This window comes from Pantoea sp. SGAir0430 (genome assembly GCF_043549295.1).
Genome location: NZ_CP039427.1, coordinates 2,958,987 through 2,978,418, shown reverse-complemented (window position 1 = coordinate 2,978,418; position 19,432 = coordinate 2,958,987). Strand labels below are relative to the sequence as shown.

Below are 19,432 nucleotides of genomic sequence, written 5' to 3'. Positions count from 1 at the left end.
AGCGCCGCCGAAGCCGCGCCGGAAAATTAGTGTTTGCCTTTGGCGAAAATCACGCGCGCCACGATGTTCAGCAGCAGCACGCACAGCGTAATAATCAGCACACCGGCCCACGCCAGGCTCTGCCATTCGGCAAACGGGCTCATGGCGAATTTGAAGATGGTCACCGGCAGGTTGGCCAGCGGCTGCATCATGTCGGTGCTCCAGAACTGGTTCGACAGCGCGGTGAACAGCAGCGGTGCGGTTTCACCGGCAATGCGCGCAATCGCCAGCAGCACACCGGTAATGATGCCGGAGACCGAGGCTTTCAGCGTAATAGCCGAGATCATCTTCCACTTCGGCGTGCCCAGCGCATAAGCCGCTTCACGCATGCTGTCCGGCACCAGCCGCAGCATGTTCTCGGTGGTACGAATCACGATGGGCACCTGCAGCAGCGCCAGCGCTATCACACCGGCCCAGCCGGAGAAGTGCTGCATCTGCGCCACCACGATGGTGTACACGAACAGGCCGACCACAATCGACGGCGCGGACAGCAGGATGTCGTTAATGAAGCGAATCACTTCCGCCAGCCAGTGCTTGCGGCCATATTCTGCCAGGTAGATACCCGCCAGAATGCCCAGCGGCGTGCCAAAGAAGGTGGACCAGAAGATCAGCAGGCCGCTGCCCGCCAGGGCGTTCGCCAGACCACCGCCCGCGGTGTTGGGCGGCGGCGTGGATTCGGTAAACAGCGTCCAGCTCAGGCCATCGATCCCTTTCGTGACGGTGGTGAACAAAATCCAGATCAGCCAGAACAGGCCGAACGCCATGGTCAGCAGCGAGAGCGTCAGGGCAATTTTGTTTTTGGTGCTGCGCCACGCCTGCATTTTACGGCGCGAGGCTTCCAGCTCGGCGCGCGCCTGCATTTCAATTGCTGTCATGAACGGGCTCCTTCACTCTTCGCCAGACGCAGGATCATCAGTTTGGAGATCGCCAGTACGATAAAGGTAATCACGAACAGAATCAGGCCAAGCTCCATCAGCGCCGCCACGTGCACGCCGGATTCGGCTTCGGCGAACTCGTTCGCCAGCGCTGAGGTGATACTGTTGCCGGGCATAAACAGCGATGCGCTGTCCAGCTGGTAGGTATTACCGATGATAAAGGTGACCGCCATGGTTTCGCCCAGCGCGCGGCCGAGACCCAGCATCACGCCGCCGATCACGCCGTTTTTGGTGAACGGCAGCACGATGCGCCAGATCACTTCCCAGGTGGTGCAGCCGATGCCGTAGGCAGACTCTTTCATCATCACCGGCGTCTGTTCGAACACATCGCGCATCACCGAGGCGATGTAAGGGATAATCATGATGGCGAGGATCACGCCCGCCGCCAGAATACCGATGCCGAAGGCCGGACCGGAGAACAGCGCGCCGACGATCGGGATATTTGCCAGCACGTCGCCAACCGGCGTCTGGAAATACTCCGCGAACAGCGGAGCAAAGATAAACAGGCCCCACATGCCGTACACGATGCTGGGAATGGCCGCCAGCAGCTCAATCGCGGTACCCAGCGGACGGCGCAGCCAGTTTGGCGCCAGTTCGGTCAGAAACAGGGCGATACCGAAACTCACCGGCACCGCGATGATTAAGGCAATCAGTGAGGTTACGAGGGTGCCGTAAATCGGCACCAGCGCACCAAATTCTTCGTTTGGCGCATCCCAGGTTTTGGTCCACAGAAAGGAGAAGCCAAATTTCTGGATGCTCGGCCAGGAGGAGAAAATCAGGGAGACGATAATGCCACCCAGCAGCAGTAATACGATCAGCGCGGAGAGCTTCACCAGCGCGCCGAATATCATGTCGCCTTGCTTGCCCGGTGCTTTAAACGTCGGCTTAGTGGCAGCCATAGAATTCTCGATCTCAGAGGGTAATCAGGGCGGCAACAAGGCCGCCCATCAGGCTGGCCAGCGCGGACGCTGGCCGGGTCATACACTTACTGGTACAGCGCTTTACCGGAACTGTCTTTGATGTTGGCTTTCCAGGCAGCACGAATCTGATTCGCTACGCTCTCTGGCAGCGCAGCGTAATCCAGCGCCGTAGCCGTTTTGCTGCCGCCTTTGTACGCCCAGTCAAAGAACTTCAGCACTTCACTACCCTTCTCCGCATTCGCCTGCTCTTTATAGATCAGGATGAAGGTGGTTGAGGTGATCGGCCATGCGTCGTTGCCTTTCTGGAAGGTCAGATCCTGGGCAAAGGATTTGCTCCAGTCAGCGCCTTTGGCGGCGTTTGCAAAGCTGGCTTCGCTCGGTGCCACAGGCTTGCCATCGGCATCAACCAGTTTGGTGTAAGTCAGGTTGTTCTGTTTGGCGTAGGCGTACTCTACGTAGCCAATCGAGCCTGGCAGACGCTGTACAAACGCGGCCACGCCGTCATTACCTTTACCGCCCAGACCGGTTGGCCAGTTGACGGTGTTGCCTTTACCGATTTTGCTGTTCCAGGTCTCATTCACTTTAGACAGGTAGCTGGTGAAGACGAAAGAGGTGCCGGAACCATCCGCGCGGCGCACCACGTTGATGTTGGTGTCTGGCAGCTTCACGCCCGGGTTCAGTTTGGTGATCGCCGGATCGTTCCACTTTTTGATGGTGCCGAGATAGATGTCGCCGACCGTTTTACCGTCGAGCGTCAGCTCACCAGATTTAACGCCGGGAATGTTCACCGCCAGCACCACGCCACCGATCACCGTCGGGAACTGGAACAGGCCATTTTTCTGCAGATCTTCTTCTTTCATCGGCGCATCGGACGCACCGAAATCCACGGTTTTGGCAATGATTTGCTTCACGCCACCCGAGGAACCAATACCCTGATAGTTGATTTTGCTACCGGTGGCTTGCTGATACTCTGCTGCCCACTTGGCATAAACCGGTGCCGGGAACGTCCCGCCTGCGCCTGTCAGGTCGGTGGCTGCAAAAGCAGAAACCGCGCTTACTGCGAAGGTGGCGGCGAGAATTCGGGCTACGGTGCTACGCATCAGTGTCATGTTCCCTCCAGGGGATTAAAAATCAGGCTTGACGCCGTTTTAGTAAGAGTCAGTGATTGCTGCTGGAGGCAAAATAGGACAGTTTGATGACAGTGAAATGTACGAATTGTGACAGTTATATGACAACCGGGTCGGCTGGCAAATCAGAGGTAATTAATGAAAACCACCGTGCTGCCGGTAAAGTTACCGGGACTGGGGGTTGTTGAGGAGAGCGTCGAAATCAGCGTGAACGGCGTCGTCACGTTAGCCCGCACTAATTGCGGTTTATTCAGGCTCCCGTCAGCCAGTGATAACAGCGTACTGATGTTGTTGCTCAGTTTGAGGATATTGATCCCACCGGCAAGCGCAAAACTGATATTCACATCACGGTTGCAGAAAAGCGAGAAGTTAACGCTGGCTTTGGCGCCATTAACGGCGGCCGGGGCCAGCGTACCATGATTAATATTCAGCACGGCTCCGCTTACCGAACAGGATACCGGCACCACCGGAATGTTGACGCAAGGTGCCCAGGGCGCAACCATTCCGGAATAGTCAGTTACGGTCGCGGAGGCTGTCACAAAGCTGCCGCAGTATGAACTGTAATAACGGGTATCTGAGTTACGCAGAAACTTGCCACCCCGACCATTAAAACGGATAAAACGTTCAGCCACCGAGGCCAGGCTCTCGCCCTGATCGACGTAAATTTGCGGCCCGCCCGCAGCGCTGAATACGGTGCCATGCCCGATAAACCAGGCGCTGACACCGATGCCTGCTGCGCAGGTTCTCTCTGAAGAGTTACAGCGGGCATAGCCGGATATCATACCGACATCCACCACTGACCAGGTAATTTCAACCTGGCTTGCGTTGACCCAGCGAATGCCATCTACGCGCGGGGCTTCCATCGCTTGCGCTGAAAAGAACAGCAGCAGGCCAGCGAAAAAAGCCAGATAGCGGAAAACAAGCCCTGTTAGCATTGGTCTAATCCTGTGGTTGCGTCAACGCCGATCATCTACTGGTACTCAACCACCAGCGCAGCAAAAGCAGAAAAGTCACCACTGGTTAACACCGCGGCGTTTTTTTTCACCGGTACCACCTGAATGACGGGCAGCGCAGGAAAGGTAAACGGCAGCCAGTTATTCAGTGCCAGGGCGTTTTCGCCATTTTTACCGCTTAATATCTGAATCGCCAAATCACGCTGGCTGGTCGCCAGCAAAGCAGAATTAAATGCGCTTCCGGTGCCACTGATTTGTACACGCATACTCTTATCGGGATTATTGCTACAGGTTAACGTCCAGGAGACAGGTTTTCTGTAGCTGTCGCCATTGATTTGGGAAATAACCACTGAACCAAACTCCACCATAATTGGCTTTTCGCCGTTAATCTGACATAAGGGCGGCTCGATGAGTTTTCCACTGAAGTTAGCCTGCACGCTGAAAGCAGCCACTGCGCTATACTTCAGCATAGCGGGCAGCAATAGTGCCATTAACCACGTACGTTTCATTTATTGCAGTTCCACTACCAGTGTTGCCGCTGAAGTAAAACTTCCACCCGTTAAACTGCTGCTGTTATCTTTCACCGGGACGGCCGTAATAACCGGCAGCGCGGGATAAGTAAAGTTTACCCAGCTGGTATTAATATTTAACCTTTCAGCGCTAGACTTAAAAAACGCAATACCTAACCCGCTAACTGATGCGCGTAACGCACCGCTATCAAAACTGGCTGCATTCCCCTGTAGCTGGAGTTTAAGCGCATTAGAGGGAAGATTAGTGCAGGAAAGCGTAAATGACACAGGTTGCTGATACGCTTTCCCATCTATTTTATCGGTGCGCACATCGCCGAAATTAACACTGATCGGCATACCATTATTTATTTTACAGTCGGAAGGTACCATCACGTTACCGGAAATATTCACACTAAATGACGATGCCAGTGCATCGGATAAAAACACCAGACAAAAAAAAGTAAATATGAAATAACGCGCCATAAATTCCTACATGCAGAGAACGAGTTTGGCTTGCTACATGCATCAGAAAGCTTATGACTGAAAGGTTAAATTAAAGTTAAACAAAACAGAAGTGAAGGACAGCCAGCGAATTATGAAAGTTGATTTCACATATCAGGGAAAAATTAATTCACAACGTTCACAGAATTCACGATTAATTTAATCGGAACAACAATGAGTTAAAAAAACCCGGCCTGTTTCCAGACCGGGCTACGCTTATTCCACCGTAACCGACTTAGCCAGGTTACGCGGCTGGTCGACGTCGGTGCCTTTGATCAGCGCCACGTGGTAGGAGAGCAACTGCAGCGGCACGGTGTAGAAGATTGGGGCAATCACCTCTTCAACGTGCGGCAGCGGGATGATTTTCATGCCTTCGCTGTCGCTGAAACCGGCATCCTGGTCGGCAAACACGTACAGCAGACCGCCGCGCGCGCGCACCTCTTCGATGTTGGATTTCAGCTTCTCCAGCAGTTCGTTGTTCGGTGCCACCACAATCACCGGCATATCGGCATCAATCAGCGCCAGCGGACCGTGCTTCAGCTCGCCCGCCGCATAGGCTTCGGCGTGAATATAGGAGATCTCTTTCAGCTTCAGCGCCCCTTCCATGGCAATCGGATACTGATCGCCACGGCCGAGGAACAGCGCGTGATGCTTGTCAGAGAAGCCTTCGGCAAGATTCTCGATCACTTTATCCTGCGCCAGCATCTGTTCAATGCGGCTCGGCAACGCCTGCAGTGCATGAACAATCTCGTGCTCTGTTTCAGCGCGCATGCCGTGCAGACGCCCCAGCTTCGCCACCAGCATCAGCAGTACCGTCAGCTGGGTGGTGAACGCTTTGGTCGAGGCCACGCCGATTTCGGTGCCGGCTTTGGTCATGAGCGCCAGATCTGACTCACGCACCAGTGACGAACCCGCCACGTTGCAGATGGCCAGCGAACCGAGATAGCCCAGCTCTTTGGACAGGCGCAGCGCTGCCAGCGTATCGGCGGTTTCACCGGATTGCGACAGGGTGATCAGCAGGCTGTTTTTACGCACCGCCGATTTGCGATAGCGGAATTCGGAGGCGATTTCCACGTCACACGGGATGTTGGCCAGCGACTCAAACCAGTAACGCGACACCATGCCGGAGTTGTAAGAGGTGCCGCAGGCGATGATCTGGATATGTTCCACCTGGCTCAGCAGCGTTTCCGCATTAGCGCCCAGCTCGCTGAGATCAACAATGCCGTCATGGAAGCGGCCGGCCAGCGTGTTTTTGATGGCGTTCGGCTGTTCGTAGATCTCTTTCTGCATGTAATGGCGGTAAACGCCTTTATCGCCGGCATCGTACTGCGCATTGGATTCGATCTCCGCGCGCTGTGCCTGGTTACCGTGGCGATCAATAATCGTCACTTCGCGGCGGGTAATTTCGGCAATATCCCCTTCTTCGAGGTAGATAAAGCGGCGGGTCACCGGCAGCAGCGCCAGCTGATCGGAAGCGATAAAGTTTTCGCCCACGCCGCGGCCAATCACCAGCGGGCTGCCGGAACGCGCAGCCACCAGCACCGACGGATCGCGGCTGTCCATGATCACCATGCCATACGCCCCGCGCAGTTGCGGGATCACCCGCAGTACCACTTCGCGCAGCGTACCGCCCTGTTTCTGCTCCCAGTGCACCAGGTGCGCCACCACTTCGGTATCGGTTTCGGAGGCAAAGCGGTAACCGCGTGCGATCATCTGCTCACGCAGCGGTTCGTGGTTCTCAATGATGCCGTTGTGCACAATAATAATGTGCTCTGAGACGTGCGGGTGCGCATTGGCTTCCGACGGCTCACCGTGCGTCGCCCAGCGGGTGTGCGCGATGCCGGTTCCGCCAATCAGCGGCTGCTGCTCCGCCGCTTCTGCCAGATTGGCCACTTTACCCAGACGACGCAACCGCGTCATGTGGCCCTGGCGATCGACAACCGCCAGACCGGCAGAGTCATAACCGCGATACTCAAGACGACGCAGCCCTTCCAGCAGAATTTCTGCGATATCACGCTGCGCTACTGCACCAACAATTCCACACATAGTAATTTCCTGACGTCATGGCTTTCGGCCATTGCGTTGTCATCTGACCTGATTGTTCCCCGAGCCTTGTAGAGAGTGGGGGATATCCCTTCCTATTCCAGGTTGCAGGTGCGTTAGCTGCCTGAAAACCGGAATATGTCGGGTTTTTAATACCGGGCCGATCTTTGCCGGCCCTGACATTTATTTTTTCTTAACCGGACGCTGCCAGCCAGACTTCTGATTTTGCTCTTTGCGGTTATAGACCAGATCGGCAGCGGTAACGTCTTTCATCACCGTCGTGCCGGCGGCGATGGTGGCGCCCGCCGCCACGCTGACCGGAGCCACCAGCTGGGTGTCCGAGCCGACAAACACGTTGTCGCCGATAATGGTTTTAAACTTGTTGGCACCGTCGTAGTTGCAGGTGATGGTGCCGGCACCGATATTCACGCCCGCGCCAATCTCCGCATCCCCGAGATACGACAGATGGCCGGCCTTAGAGCCTTTACCCAGCGTCGCTTTCTTCATCTCGACAAAGTTGCCGACGTGCGCCTGTTCAGCCAGTTCGCTGCCCGGACGCAGGCGCGCAAACGGCCCGACGGTGCAGGCGGCGGCCAGCGTGGCATCTTCAATCACCGAATAAGGGCTGATTTCGCAGTCATCGGCAATCACGCTGTTTTTGATGATGCAGCCAGCGCCGATTTTCACCCGATGGCCCAGCGTGACGTTGCCTTCAATGATCACGTTGGTATCAATATCGACATCACGACCGTGCTGCAGCGTACCGCGCAGATCGAAGCGCGCCGGATCGCGCAGCATGACGCCAGCCAGCAGCAGCTTTTCTGCCTGCTCGCGTTGATAAGTGCGCTCCAGAGTGGATAGCTGCAGACGATTGTTCACGCCGTCGGTTTCGCTGATACGCGCCGGGTGCACTGCGTTGATCACGCGGCCTTCCTGATGCGCCATGGCGATGATATCGGTGATGTAGAATTCGCCCTGCGCATTGTGGTTGTTGAGCTGCGCCAGCCAGCGCTTCAGGTCGGCACCGTTGGCGATCAGGATGCCGGTGTTGATCTCCTGAATCTTCAGCTGTTCGGCTGACGCATCTTTTTGCTCCACGATGCCGGTGATGGTGCCGTTTTCGCGCACGATGCGTCCGTAGCCGGTGGGGTTATCCAGCACCACGGTGAGCAGCCCGATGCCGCCAGCGGGTTTGGCGTCGCGCAGACGCTGCAGGGTTTCCTGGGCGATCAGCGGGACATCGCCGTACAGCATCAGGATATCTTCGTCATCGGCGAAGAACGGTGCCGCCTGCTGCATGGCATGGCCGGTGCCGAGCTGTTCCGCCTGCAACACCCAGTTCAGCGGGTTATGCGCCAGTTTCTCCTGCAGCAATTCACCGCCGTGGCCGTAGACCAGATGCACCTGCTGTGCGCCGAGGCCGGTAGCGGCATCAATAACGTGTTGCACCATTGGTTTACCTGCCAGGCTGTGCAGCACCTTCGGCAGATCGGAATACATGCGGGTGCCTTTGCCAGCGGCAAGGATCACCACGCTCATTGCGATTGTCGACATAACTATCCTGACTCAATTTAGCTTTCGAAAGTGTAAGGTTTACCCCTGAGATTACTACATTTTTCTCCGTGCGAAATTAGCGGAAGAGGATGAGCGGCGGCGAGTGGCCAGCACGGGTCGCCGGGGAGGGCATAAGGTAAGGGCGTTGCGCCATTTTCGGTCGCCATAAATGGCGCCCCTACGGGGTGATTGTGCGGTTTTGAACAGCATGCGCATTTATGCGCACCGACATTTGGTCGCCATGAATGCCGCCCCTACGGGGTGATTGTGCGGTTTTGGACAGCATGCGCATTTATGCGTACCGACATTTGGTCGCCATGAATGGCGCCCCTACGGGGTGATTGTGCGGTTTTGGACAGCGTGCGCATTTATGCGCACCGGCAGCAGGCAAAAAAAATGCCAGCCCGGGGGCTGGCATTTCGTGACGCATAAAGCCTGATTACATCGCTTTTTTGGTCAGCTCGATGACGCGCAGTTTCGCGATAGCTTTCGCCAGCTCCGCAGAGGCCTGAGCATAGTCCACGTCGCCGTGGCTGCTGTTCATGTGCTCTTCTGCTTTACGTTTCGCTTCCAGCGCGCGCGCTTCGTCGAGGTCTTCACCGCGAATTGCAGTGTCGGCCAGAACGGTCGTGCTGCCCGGCTGTACTTCCAGCACGCCGCCAGAGAGGTAGATATACTCCTCTTCGCCGTGCTGTTTAACGATGCGAATCATACCAGGCTTGATGGCAGTCAGCAGCGGGGCGTGGCCCGGGTAAATACCCAGCTCACCTTCGCTACCTGACACCTGGATACGCTGCACCAGACCGGAGAACATTTGCTGCTCCGCGCTGACCACGTCCAGATGATAAGTCATAGCCATACCACTCCTCCTGGGAAACCGTTATTACAGTTTCTTCGCTTTTTCGACAGCTTCTTCGATCGCGCCGACCATGTAGAACGCCTGCTCTGGCAGGTGGTCGAATTCGCCTTCCATGATGCCTTTGAAGCCACGGATGGTGTCTTTCAGCGTCACGTATTTACCCGGAGAACCGGTGAAGACTTCTGCTACGAAGAACGGCTGAGACAGGAAGCGCTGAATCTTACGCGCACGTGCCACCAGCAGTTTGTCTTCTTCAGACAGCTCGTCCATGCCGAGGATGGCGATGATGTCTTTCAGCTCCTGGTAACGCTGCAGCAGCGACTGAACGCCACGCGCGACGTCGTAGTGCTCCTGACCGACGATCAGCGGATCCAGCTGACGGCTGGTAGAGTCCAGCGGGTCAACGGCCGGGTAGATACCCAGTGACGCGATCTGACGGCTCAGCGTAACGGTTGAGTCTAAGTGAGCAAAGGTGGTTGCTGGTGACGGGTCAGTCAGGTCATCCGCAGGAACGTAAACGGCCTGTACGGAGGTGATTGAACCGGTCTTGGTGGAGGTAATACGCTCCTGCAGCACACCCATCTCTTCAGCCAGCGTTGGCTGATAACCTACCGCCGATGGCATACGACCCAGCAGTGCAGAAACCTCTGTACCGGCCAGGGTGTAACGGTAGATGTTGTCGATGAACAGCAGAACGTCACGGCCTTCATCACGGAATTTTTCCGCCATGGTCAGACCGGTCAGTGCTACGCGCAGACGGTTACCCGGCGGCTCGTTCATCTGGCCATACACCAGCGCTACTTTGTCGATAACGTTGGAGTCAGTCATTTCGTGGTAGAAATCGTTACCCTCACGAGTACGCTCACCCACGCCAGCAAAGACCGAATAACCTGAGTGCTCAGCCGCGATGTTACGGATTAGCTCCATCATGTTTACGGTTTTACCCACCCCCGCACCACCGAACAGACCGACTTTACCGCCCTTCGCGAACGGACACATCAGGTCGATAACCTTGATGCCGGTTTCCAGCAGTTCCTGCGAGTTTGACTGATCTTCATAAGAAGGCGCTGCGCGGTGAATAGAGGAAACCTCTACAGCGCTGCCGTCTTCTTCTTTCAGGTCGCCTTTCATGTCGATTGGCTCACCCAGCACGTTCATGATACGGCCGAGTGTTGCTTTACCAACCGGAACCTGGATAGGTTTTTTCAGGTCGGTGACTTCCAGACCGCGCTTCAGGCCGTCAGAAGAACCCATGGCGATGGTACGCACCACGCCACCGCCCAGCTGCTGCTGAACTTCCAGCACCAGACGAGCATCACCATTTTTTACCTCGAGAGCGCTGTATACCTGCGGTACCGCGTCCTGAGGGAATTCGACGTCAACTACGGCGCCGATAATCTGGACAATCTTTCCAGCTGCCATCTTGAATCCTCTACCTAATACGAGAATATCCGGCCGCGCTCGCGCGACGGGATATATGCCTGGTTAAACCGCGGAGGCTCCCGAGACGATCTCGGTAAGTTCCTGAGTGATGCTGGCCTGACGAGCTTTGTTGTACACCAACTGCAGCTCTTTGATCAGGTTTCCGCCGTTATCGGTTGCCGCTTTCATAGCCACCATACGTGCAGCCTGCTCACTGGCCAGGTTTTCCACCACACCCTGATAAACCTGCGATTCGACATAACGACGCAGCAGGGTATCCAGCAGCGCTTTCGGATCGGGTTCGTACAGGTAATCCCAGGTCTTCGCCTTCATCTCTTCTTCACCTTCCGCTGGCGGTAACGGCAGCAGTTGGGTAATGGTCGGAGTCTGAGACATGGTGTTATTAAACTTATTGCTGACGATATACAGCTTGTCGATGCGGCCTTCATCATAAGCCTGCAACATCACTTTTACCGGGCCGATCAGGTCGGACAGCGCAGGCTTATCGCCCATGCCGGTAACCTGAGCCACGACGTTGCCACCTACAGAGCCGAAGAAAGAAACGCCTTTGGAACCGATAATCGCCAGATCGCTCTGCACGCCTTTATCAGACCAGCCTTTCATTTCTGCCAGCAATTTTTTGAACAGGTTAACGTTCAAACCACCACAAAGCCCGCGGTCAGTCGAAACGACCAGGTAGCCGACGCGCTTAACGTCGCGCTCATCCAGGTAAGGGTGCTTGTATTCCAGATTACCCAGAGCAAGGTGACCAATCACTTTGCGCATGGTATCTGCATACGGACGGCTGGCCGCCATGCGTTCCTGCGTTTTACGCATTTTGGAGGCGGCGACCATTTCCATCGCTTTGGTGATCTTCTGCGTGTTTTTCACGCTTCCGATCTTGGTACGTATTTCTTTTGCGCCGGCCATTAGCTTCTCCTCAAAGCCTTGCGGCCTGCCTTTTCAGACAAGCCGCCAGACATTACCAGGACTGGGTTGCTTTAAACGTTTCGAGGAGGCCTTTCAGCTTCTCTTCGATTTCGTTGTTGTAGTTACCCGCCTGGTTGATTTCAGCCATCAGCTCCGCGTGTTCGCGATCGGCGAACGCCAGCAGAGCGGCTTCGAAGCTGCCGATTTTCGCCAGTTCAACGTCGTTCAGGAAGCCGCGCTCGGCAGCGAACAGTACCAGACCCTGTTGTGCAACAGACATCGGTGCATACTGTTTCTGCTTCAGCAGCTCGGTCACTTTCTGACCGTGGCTCAGCTGTTTGCGCGTTGCATCGTCCAGATCGGAAGCGAACTGAGAGAACGCTGCCAGTTCACGATACTGTGCCAGCGCGGTACGGATACCACCGGACAGTTTCTTGATGATCTTGGTCTGTGCAGCACCACCAACACGGGATACCGAAATACCCGGGTTAACGGCTGGACGGATACCGGAGTTGAACAGGTTCGATTCCAGGAAGATCTGACCATCGGTAATCGAGATTACGTTGGTCGGAACGAACGCAGAAACGTCACCCGCCTGGGTTTCGATGATCGGCAGCGCGGTCAGAGAACCGGTCTGGCCTTTCACTTCACCGTTGGTGAAACGCTCAACGTAGTCAGCGCTTACGCGTGATGCACGCTCAAGCAGACGAGAGTGGAGGTAGAACACGTCGCCCGGGAATGCTTCACGACCCGGCGGACGGCGCAGCAGCAGAGAAATCTGACGGTAAGCAACAGCCTGCTTAGACAGGTCATCATACACGATCAGCGCATCTTCACCGCGGTCACGGAAGTATTCACCCATCGCGCAACCGGCATACGGAGCCAGGTACTGCAGCGCAGCGGATTCAGAAGCGGAAGCGACAACCACGATGGTGTTAGACAGCGCACCGTGCTCTTCCAGCTTACGTACCACGTTAGAGATGGTAGAGGCTTTCTGACCGATCGCGACGTAGACACACTTGATGCCAGAATCGCGCTGGTTGATGATGGCGTCGATGGCCATCGCAGTTTTACCGGTCTGACGGTCACCGATGATCAGCTCACGCTGGCCACGGCCGATTGGAATCATCGCATCGACAGATTTGTAACCGGTCTGAACAGGCTGGTCGACTGACTGACGGTCGATAACGCCTGGTGCAATCACTTCAACTGGTGAGAAGCCATCGTTGTCGATAGCGCCTTTACCGTCGATCGGTGCACCCAAGGTGTTAACCACGCGGCCCAGCAGGCCACGGCCAACCGGCACTTCCAGGATACGGCCAGTACACTTCACCTTCATGCCTTCGGCGAGGTCAGCGTACGGACCCATCACTACTGCACCTACAGAGTCACGCTCGAGGTTCAGTGCGATAGCGTAACGGTTGCCCGGCAGAGCAATCATCTCACCCTGCATTACATCGGCCAGGCCGTGTACGCGGATGATACCGTCACTTACAGAAACAATAGTACCTTCGTTGTGAGCTTCGCTCACGACATTGAACTGAGCAATGCGCTGCTTGATCAGTTCGCTGATTTCGGTGGAATTCAGTTGCATATGCTCCAGTCCCCTTAAGACTGCAAGACGTCTGCCAGACGGTCAAGACGGCCGCGCACGCTGCCATCAATCACCAGGTCACCCGCACGGATAACCACACCTGCCATTACAGACTTATCAATTTTGCAATTCAGCTTAACTTTGCGTGACAGACGTTTTTCCATCGCGGCGCTGATTTTACTCAGCTGGCTGTCACTCAGCGCACTGGCGGAGATCACATCAACTTCGGCTGTCGCTTCATAAGCGTCACGCAGTTGAATGAACTGTTCCAGTACCGCTGGAAGCGCTGTCAAACGTCCGTTCTCCGCCATAACCTTAATCAGGTTCTGAGCGTGTTCATCAAGTTGATCACCACAGACTGCGTTGAAAGAAGCAGACAAGGCTTCCGGTGCCAATGCACCGGAAAGGAGTTCTGCCATCTGTTCGTTGCGAGCCACTTCTGCGGCAAACGCCAGCATGGTCTGCCAGCGGTCGATACTTTGATGCTCAACAGCAAAGTCAAAAGCTGCTTTGGCGTAGGGGCGAGCTACAGTAATCAGATCAGACATCAGCCCCTCCCTCCTTACAGTTCAGCGACCAGTTTATCAACGATGTCGCTGTTAGCAGCTTCATCCACGGAACGTTCGATGATCTTCTCGGCGCCAGCTAAGGCCAGCAGCGCGACTTGCTTACGCAGCTCTTCACGTGCACGTGAGCGCTCGGCTTCGATTTCTGCCTGCGCCTGAGACACGATGCGGTTACGTTCAGTCTCAGCTTCAGTTTTGGCTTCGTCCAGAATCTGGGCACGGCGTTTGTTCGCCTGCTCGATAATGACCTGAGCTTCTTCTTTGGCTTTTTTCAGCTGGTCGGTCGCATTGGCCTGCGCGAGATCCAAATCTTTCTTCGCGCGTTCAGCAGAAGCAAGGCCTTCAGCAATTTCTTTCTGGCGCTTTTCGATGGCAGCCATAATCGGCGGCCATACGTACTTCATGCAGAACGCGACAAACAGGATGAACGCGATGGCCTGGCCGAGGATTGTTGCATTAATGTTCACAGCACAATGCCTCTTATTAAGTTAACTTGCTCTGCCGCTATCAGCGATAAACGGCAGAATCCGTTCCTCATCACACTGCGTGCCATGAGTGAACCACGGCTACAGGCTTTAGGCGACAGCAAACATCACGTAGAGACCCAGACCAACAGCGATCATTGGGATTGCATCCACCAGACCCATTACAACAAAGAACTGCGTACGCAGCAGAGGAATCAGATCCGGCTGACGCGCTGCGCCTTCCAGGAATTTACCTCCGAGGATGCCGATACCGATCGCAGCACCGATTGCCGCCAGACCCATCATCACAGCGGCAGCCATGTACAGCAGATCCATATTCAGGTTTTCCATGACAGTCTCCAGTTTGTTTCAGTTAAAAGCTAAGTTGTTGAGATAAAAATCAATGCTCTTCAGATGCCATCGACAGATAGACAATCGTGAGGACCATGAAAATGAAAGCCTGCAGCGAAATAATCAGGATGTGGAAAATGGCCCATGGCACATTCAGCACCCACTGCGACCACCACGGCAGCAGACCGGCAATCAGGATAAAGATCAGCTCACCCGCATACATGTTGCCGAACAGTCGCAGACCGAGCGAAACCGGTTTAGACAGCAGGCTAACACCTTCAAGAATCAGGTTGATGGGGATGAAGATCGGGTGATTAAAAGGCTGCAGCGTCAGCTCTTTGGCGAAGCCACCTACACCTTTCATTTTGATGCTGTAGAACAGAATCAAAATAAATACGCCCAGCGCCATAGACAGCGTGATGTTCACGTCTGCAGACGGCACGACGCGCAGCGCCGGCAGGCCCAGATAGTGCTCGCCGATAAACGGCAGCAAATCGATAGGCAGCAGATCCATGAAGTTCATCAGGAAGACCCAGACGAAAATCGTCAGAGCCAGCGGGGCGATAACTTTACTCTTACCGTGGTACATGTCGCGGACGTTGCTATCAACAAAGCCAACGACCAGCTCGATAGCCGCCTGCATTTTCCCTGGCACACCGCTGGTGGCACTTTTCGCCACTTTACGGAACAGCACCAGGAACACCAGTCCCAGTACAACAGAGAAAAACATGGAGTCCAGGTTTAACGTCCAGAACGTTGCTGGCGCGTCGTGTGCATTCACCAGCTCGAAAGTACGCAGGTCCATCTGAAGATGTGTCAGATGATGACCTATGTATTCCTGCGGCGTTGAGATCTCTCCTGCGGCCATGATGCCTCTTACCCTTTGTTGTTAATTACAGCCGGCGCGACGATTTGTACCACCAGCACCGATAACCAGGTGATTGCGAGTGGCCAGAAGACCGCTCCAAATCCACCTAACGCCACAACGAGAAAAACAACGGTGGCAAACACCTTGAGCACTTCACCAAAGGCGAAGCTCCAGGCGACACGCCCTTTTGCCGGAGTTTGATCCTGCAGGCGCCAGGCTAAAAACATAAACAGTACGTTTGGCAGCCAGGCTGCCGCACCACCCGCGATGGCAGAGGCGCCCCAGGTGACATCTTTCAGGGCAAACAGCGCACCGATTACGACAAAGGTCACCAGCTGGATCACCAGCACGGTTCGGGCTAATTTCACACTGTAAAGAGACACTGACATGACGCTTAACTCTCCTGCCCCGAACGGGGTATGTCGCGTGTCGTATAAGACTGCCTTTACTCTTTTGAGTCAAGCAGCAAAAGCCGTGCAAATTATACGGGCCGCACCTGCGATTTCAATCGGTAAGTAGCGAAAAGGTGAACAATTATTTAAATTTCTTTCTGGAGGGCTATTTTTCAAAACATCCGCTTCGGCCTGTCTGACGAAACAGGCTTGAAATTGCCCGGCAGACTTGCTTTTAAAGCGTGCTTCAGATCACATTATAAGCACCCCCGGCAGCGATAATTTGCTTTTTAACCCCTGCCGCGCAATTAATGAAACCCGCAATTTACTTTTCTATCAGTAAGATAGAATTATTTCTCCAGGATTAGCGCCAGATTTTCGATAAAAACACTCTATTGACATCACCCACCGCAATAAAAACGTAAAACTGATATTACGTCCGCCGATTTATTGCAGAGTTATATTTTCCGCCGTGACTATTCGGCACAGTAAATACAGCGGTTAAAGTGATGTAACTGATAATGAAATGTGAATTATTCGTTAAATGTAACAGAGGTTTTCGGATAATTTCCGCGGCGGATGTTAACCTGCTTCCCCTGCCCTGTTGAATAAAAGCGTTTATCGTGACGCGTTCAACCGCTGTTTTTTTAGCCGGCTGCTGCGCTAAGCCAAACGGCATGAATCACGATAAATCCACACCGTTTGCGCGACTATTGCCGCCTGATCACCACCAGATGACGCTCACCTTCCAGTTCCGGCACCCGCAGTGGCTCAATTTTTTCGATGGCGAAGCCGGCAGGCAGCGCGGCAATTTCGTCATCCGGCCTGACGCCTTTCAGTGCATAGAAGTGGCCTGTCGCGCCCGGCAGATGATGACACCAGTTCAGCATGTCCTCCAGCGACGCGAAGGCGCGGCTGATCACCCCGTCAAACGGCGGCTCAGCCGGGAACTCTTCCACCCGGCTCTGCACCGGCGTGACGTTAGTAAGCCCTAACTCATGTTGCACCTGACGCAGGAAACGCACGCGTTTCCCGAGGCTGTCCAGCAGCGTAAAGTGCGCCTGCGGGCGGACAATCGCCAGCGGGATCCCCGGCAGGCCCGGTCCGGTACCGACATCAATAAAGCGCTCACCCTGCAGGTGGGGTTCTACCACGATGCTGTCGAGAATGTGGCGCACCAGCATCTGCTGCGGATCGCGCACCGAGGTCAGGTTGTAGGCTTTATTCCACTTGTGCAGCAGTTCGACATAACCCACCAGCTGCTGTTTTTGCTGATCGGAGAGGGAAATGTTTGCCGCTTGCAGCAGCCGGGAGAGTTTATTAATCACGACGAGAATTCCATTAACAGGGGCGAGCGTGCCCGCCCCGGGGGTCGATCAGGCGCTTTTACGCAGCAGGCCCTGTTTTTTCAGGTAAATCAGCAGAATTGAAATCGCCGCCGGCGTGATGCCGGAAATACGCGATGCCTGGCCAATGGAGGTCGGTTTGTGGTCGTTGAGTTTGGCGATCACTTCATTCGACAGCCCATTCACCTGGCGATAGTCGAGGTCGGCCGGGAGTAAGGTGTTTTCATTGCGCTGCTGGCGATCGATCTCCTCCTGCTGACGCGCGATGTAACCTTCATACTTCACCTGAATCTCTACCTGCTCTGCGGCCTGCTCATCCGCCAGCGCCGGACCGTAGCTTGGCAGCGACATCAGCAGTTCGTAGGTCATCTCCGGACGACGCAGCAGATCTTCCGCGCTGGCCTCTTTGGTGAGCGGCGCGCTGATTACCGTGTTCACTTCGCTGACGTTTTCAGACTTCGGATGCACCCACAGGTCACGCAGACGCTGACGCTCCTGCTCAATCGCTTCCAGCTTCTGGTTATAGCGAGCCCAGCGCGCGTCGTCGACCAGGCCGAGTTCACGTCCGGTTTCGGTCAGGCGCAAATCGGCGTTGTCTTCGCGCAGCATCAGACGATACTCAGCGCGCGAGGTAAACATGCGATACGGCTCTTTGGTGCCCAGCGTACACAGATCGTCCACTAGCACGCCAAGATAGGCCTGATCGCGACGCGGCGCCCAGCCCTCTTTGTCCGCAGACTGACGCGCAGCGTTAAGGCCGGCCAGCAGCCCCTGCGCCGCCGCTTCTTCATAACCGGTGGTGCCGTTGATCTGGCCGGCAAAGAACAGGCCGTGGATAAATTTACTCTCCAGCGTCGGCTTGAGATCGCGCGGATCGAAGAAGTCGTACTCGATGGCGTAGCCCGGACGCACGATCTTCGCGTTCTCCAGACCTTTCATCGAGCGCACGATCTGCATCTGCACATCAAACGGCAGGCTGGTGGAGATACCGTTCGGGTAGATTTCGTTGCTGGTCAGCCCTTCCGGCTCAAGGAAAATCTGATGCGCGTTACGATCGGCAAAGCGCATTACTTTGTCTTCAATCGACGGGCAGTAGCGTGGTCCGATCCCCTCAATGATCCCGGCATACATCGGGCTGCGATCGAGGTTATTGCGGATCACTTCATGTGTCTGCTCGTTGGTGTGGGTGATCCAGCATGGCACCTGCTGCGGATGCTGTCCGGCATGGCCCATAAACGAGAACACCGGCATCGGGTCATCCCCGTGCTGCGGCGTGAGCACCGAAAAGTCGATGGTGCGGGCATCGATACGCGGTGGCGTACCGGTTTTCAGGCGGTTTACGCGCAGCGGCAGCGCACGCAGACGTTTAGCCAGCGGAATCGACGGAGGATCGCCTGCACGGCCACCGCTGTAGTTATCGAGGCCGATGTGGATTTTGCCGTCCAGGAAGGTGCCCACCGTCAGAACGACGGTTTTCGCCCGGAACTTCAGGCCCATCTGGGTCACGGCGCCGACAACGCGATCGTTCTCCACAATCAGATCGTCAACCGCCTGCTGGAAGATCATCAGGTTCGGCTGGTTTTCCAGCGCAGTGCGTACCGCCTGGCGATACAGTACCCGGTCTGCCTGTGCACGCGTGGCACGCACCGCCGGGCCTTTGCTGGCGTTTAGTATCCTAAACTGAATACCGGCCTGATCGATCGCGCTGGCCATCAAACCGCCTAAGGCATCCACTTCCTTAACCAGGTGTCCTTTCCCGATGCCACCGATCGCCGGGTTACAGGACATTTGTCCCAGCGTATCAATATTATGGGTGAGTAACAGGGTTTGCTGACCCATTCGGGCAGCGGCCATCGCGGCTTCTGTGCCCGCATGACCACCACCGATTACGATGACGTCAAAAGGATCTGGATAAAACATGAAGTGGGTCCTCGTTAGTGTTCGGACAGGGATCGTTGCCCTGGGCGGTGGATTCTACTGAAATTCTGTTCAGGGCGAAAGTCGCGGGATCCTGCGGTTTAAAAGAAAGGATCTTAAGTCTTTTATATGATCTCTCTGT

The 19,432-nt window shown here is 55.3% G+C and carries 19 protein-coding genes; all 19 read right to left on the bottom strand.

The window, feature by feature from the left end; all coding sequences use genetic code 11:
- Window positions 1–26: 26 nt before the first annotated feature.
- Entirely contained in the window at window positions 27–914 is an 888-nt protein-coding gene (pstA, locus tag E7738_RS14095; RefSeq protein WP_021506926.1) for a phosphate ABC transporter permease PstA, read from the bottom strand.
- A complete protein-coding gene (pstC, locus tag E7738_RS14090; RefSeq protein ID WP_031279603.1) occupies window positions 911–1,873 on the bottom strand; it encodes a phosphate ABC transporter permease PstC in 963 nt (320 codons plus the stop codon). The genes pstA and pstC overlap by 4 nt, the downstream gene beginning before the upstream one ends.
- 86 nt (window positions 1,874–1,959) lie before the next feature.
- On the bottom strand, window positions 1,960–3,003 hold the full coding sequence (gene pstS / locus E7738_RS14085) for a phosphate ABC transporter substrate-binding protein PstS (protein ID WP_021506928.1): 1,044 nt from the start codon (window positions 3,001–3,003) through the stop codon (window positions 1,960–1,962).
- Between the two features lie 143 nt (window positions 3,004–3,146).
- A complete protein-coding gene (locus E7738_RS14080) occupies window positions 3,147–3,956 on the bottom strand; it encodes an MrpH family fimbial adhesin (RefSeq protein WP_262264856.1) in 810 nt (269 codons plus the stop codon).
- Between the two features lie 35 nt (window positions 3,957–3,991).
- Window positions 3,992–4,483 carry a fimbrial protein gene (locus E7738_RS14075; protein ID WP_072209746.1) on the bottom strand — a complete coding sequence of 164 codons (492 nt, stop codon included), beginning with the start codon at window positions 4,481–4,483 and terminating at the stop codon, window positions 3,992–3,994.
- Window positions 4,484–4,966, bottom strand: a complete 483-nt coding sequence (locus E7738_RS14070) for a fimbrial protein (RefSeq protein WP_394515726.1) — start codon at window positions 4,964–4,966, stop codon at window positions 4,484–4,486.
- Between the two features lie 234 nt (window positions 4,967–5,200).
- Window positions 5,201–7,030 carry a glutamine--fructose-6-phosphate transaminase (isomerizing) gene (gene glmS, locus E7738_RS14065; protein WP_021506932.1) on the bottom strand — a complete coding sequence of 610 codons (1,830 nt, stop codon included), beginning with the start codon at window positions 7,028–7,030 and terminating at the stop codon, window positions 5,201–5,203.
- A 180-nt stretch (window positions 7,031–7,210) separates the two neighbouring features.
- Window positions 7,211–8,581, bottom strand: coding sequence for a bifunctional UDP-N-acetylglucosamine diphosphorylase/glucosamine-1-phosphate N-acetyltransferase GlmU (glmU, locus tag E7738_RS14060; RefSeq protein WP_394515725.1), 1,371 nt, complete (start codon window positions 8,579–8,581; stop codon window positions 7,211–7,213).
- 439 nt (window positions 8,582–9,020) lie between these two features.
- Window positions 9,021–9,440 carry a F0F1 ATP synthase subunit epsilon gene (locus E7738_RS14055; RefSeq protein ID WP_021508191.1) on the bottom strand — a complete coding sequence of 140 codons (420 nt, stop codon included), beginning with the start codon at window positions 9,438–9,440 and terminating at the stop codon, window positions 9,021–9,023.
- A gap of 24 nt (window positions 9,441–9,464) precedes the next feature.
- Window positions 9,465–10,862: a F0F1 ATP synthase subunit beta gene (gene atpD / locus E7738_RS14050; RefSeq protein WP_021508190.1), complete on the bottom strand. Its 1,398-nt coding sequence runs from the start codon at window positions 10,860–10,862 to the stop codon at window positions 9,465–9,467.
- 63 nt (window positions 10,863–10,925) lie between these two features.
- The gene (gene atpG, locus E7738_RS14045; RefSeq protein WP_021508189.1) at window positions 10,926–11,792 is read right to left on the bottom strand and encodes a F0F1 ATP synthase subunit gamma; all 867 of its coding nucleotides are present in this window, start codon (window positions 11,790–11,792) and stop codon (window positions 10,926–10,928) included.
- Between the two features lie 52 nt (window positions 11,793–11,844).
- Window positions 11,845–13,386, bottom strand: a complete 1,542-nt coding sequence (gene atpA / locus E7738_RS14040; RefSeq protein WP_021508188.1) for a F0F1 ATP synthase subunit alpha — start codon at window positions 13,384–13,386, stop codon at window positions 11,845–11,847.
- A gap of 14 nt (window positions 13,387–13,400) precedes the next feature.
- The gene (gene atpH / locus E7738_RS14035; protein WP_021508187.1) at window positions 13,401–13,934 is read right to left on the bottom strand and encodes a F0F1 ATP synthase subunit delta; all 534 of its coding nucleotides are present in this window, start codon (window positions 13,932–13,934) and stop codon (window positions 13,401–13,403) included.
- A gap of 14 nt (window positions 13,935–13,948) precedes the next feature.
- Window positions 13,949–14,419 carry a F0F1 ATP synthase subunit B gene (gene atpF, locus E7738_RS14030; protein WP_021313757.1) on the bottom strand — a complete coding sequence of 157 codons (471 nt, stop codon included), beginning with the start codon at window positions 14,417–14,419 and terminating at the stop codon, window positions 13,949–13,951.
- A 108-nt stretch (window positions 14,420–14,527) separates the two neighbouring features.
- A complete protein-coding gene (gene atpE / locus E7738_RS14025) occupies window positions 14,528–14,767 on the bottom strand; it encodes a F0F1 ATP synthase subunit C (RefSeq protein ID WP_003849523.1) in 240 nt (79 codons plus the stop codon).
- Window positions 14,768–14,816: 49 nt separating this feature from the next.
- Window positions 14,817–15,635, bottom strand: coding sequence for a F0F1 ATP synthase subunit A (gene atpB, locus E7738_RS14020; RefSeq protein WP_031279833.1), 819 nt, complete (start codon window positions 15,633–15,635; stop codon window positions 14,817–14,819).
- Window positions 15,636–15,643: 8 nt separating this feature from the next.
- A complete protein-coding gene (atpI, locus tag E7738_RS14015) occupies window positions 15,644–16,024 on the bottom strand; it encodes a F0F1 ATP synthase subunit I (RefSeq protein ID WP_021508185.1) in 381 nt (126 codons plus the stop codon).
- 713 nt (window positions 16,025–16,737) lie between these two features.
- Window positions 16,738–17,355 carry a 16S rRNA (guanine(527)-N(7))-methyltransferase RsmG gene (gene rsmG / locus E7738_RS14010; RefSeq protein WP_058758219.1) on the bottom strand — a complete coding sequence of 206 codons (618 nt, stop codon included), beginning with the start codon at window positions 17,353–17,355 and terminating at the stop codon, window positions 16,738–16,740.
- Window positions 17,356–17,403: 48 nt separating this feature from the next.
- A complete protein-coding gene (gene mnmG / locus E7738_RS14005) occupies window positions 17,404–19,293 on the bottom strand; it encodes a tRNA uridine-5-carboxymethylaminomethyl(34) synthesis enzyme MnmG (protein ID WP_021508183.1) in 1,890 nt (629 codons plus the stop codon).
- Window positions 19,294–19,432 lie beyond the last annotated feature (139 nt).

Bases quoted from the DNA above. Each gene is read 5' to 3' on its own strand.
- E7738_RS14055 (WP_021508191.1), bottom strand. From the start codon at position 9,440: ATGGCTATGACTTATCATCTGGACGTGGTCAGCGCGGAGCAGCAAATG.
- pstC (WP_031279603.1), bottom strand. From the start codon at position 1,873: ATGGCTGCCACTAAGCCGACGTTTAAAGCACCGGGCAAGCAAGGCGAC.
- glmS (WP_021506932.1), bottom strand. From the start codon at position 7,030: ATGTGTGGAATTGTTGGTGCAGTAGCGCAGCGTGATATCGCAGAAATT.
- atpB (WP_031279833.1), bottom strand. From the start codon at position 15,635: ATGGCCGCAGGAGAGATCTCAACGCCGCAGGAATACATAGGTCATCAT.
- atpI (WP_021508185.1), bottom strand. From the start codon at position 16,024: ATGTCAGTGTCTCTTTACAGTGTGAAATTAGCCCGAACCGTGCTGGTG.
- atpH (WP_021508187.1), bottom strand. From the start codon at position 13,934: ATGTCTGATCTGATTACTGTAGCTCGCCCCTACGCCAAAGCAGCTTTT.
- pstA (WP_021506926.1), bottom strand. From the start codon at position 914: ATGACAGCAATTGAAATGCAGGCGCGCGCCGAGCTGGAAGCCTCGCGC.
- atpG (WP_021508189.1), bottom strand. From the start codon at position 11,792: ATGGCCGGCGCAAAAGAAATACGTACCAAGATCGGAAGCGTGAAAAAC.
- atpD (WP_021508190.1), bottom strand. From the start codon at position 10,862: ATGGCAGCTGGAAAGATTGTCCAGATTATCGGCGCCGTAGTTGACGTC.
- atpA (WP_021508188.1), bottom strand. From the start codon at position 13,386: ATGCAACTGAATTCCACCGAAATCAGCGAACTGATCAAGCAGCGCATT.
- E7738_RS14075 (WP_072209746.1), bottom strand. From the start codon at position 4,483: ATGAAACGTACGTGGTTAATGGCACTATTGCTGCCCGCTATGCTGAAG.
- E7738_RS14070 (WP_394515726.1), bottom strand. From the start codon at position 4,966: ATGGCGCGTTATTTCATATTTACTTTTTTTTGTCTGGTGTTTTTATCC.
- glmU (WP_394515725.1), bottom strand. From the start codon at position 8,581: ATGTCGACAATCGCAATGAGCGTGGTGATCCTTGCCGCTGGCAAAGGC.
- pstS (WP_021506928.1), bottom strand. From the start codon at position 3,003: ATGACACTGATGCGTAGCACCGTAGCCCGAATTCTCGCCGCCACCTTC.
- atpE (WP_003849523.1), bottom strand. From the start codon at position 14,767: ATGGAAAACCTGAATATGGATCTGCTGTACATGGCTGCCGCTGTGATG.
- E7738_RS14080 (WP_262264856.1), bottom strand. From the start codon at position 3,956: ATGCTAACAGGGCTTGTTTTCCGCTATCTGGCTTTTTTCGCTGGCCTG.
- mnmG (WP_021508183.1), bottom strand. From the start codon at position 19,293: ATGTTTTATCCAGATCCTTTTGACGTCATCGTAATCGGTGGTGGTCAT.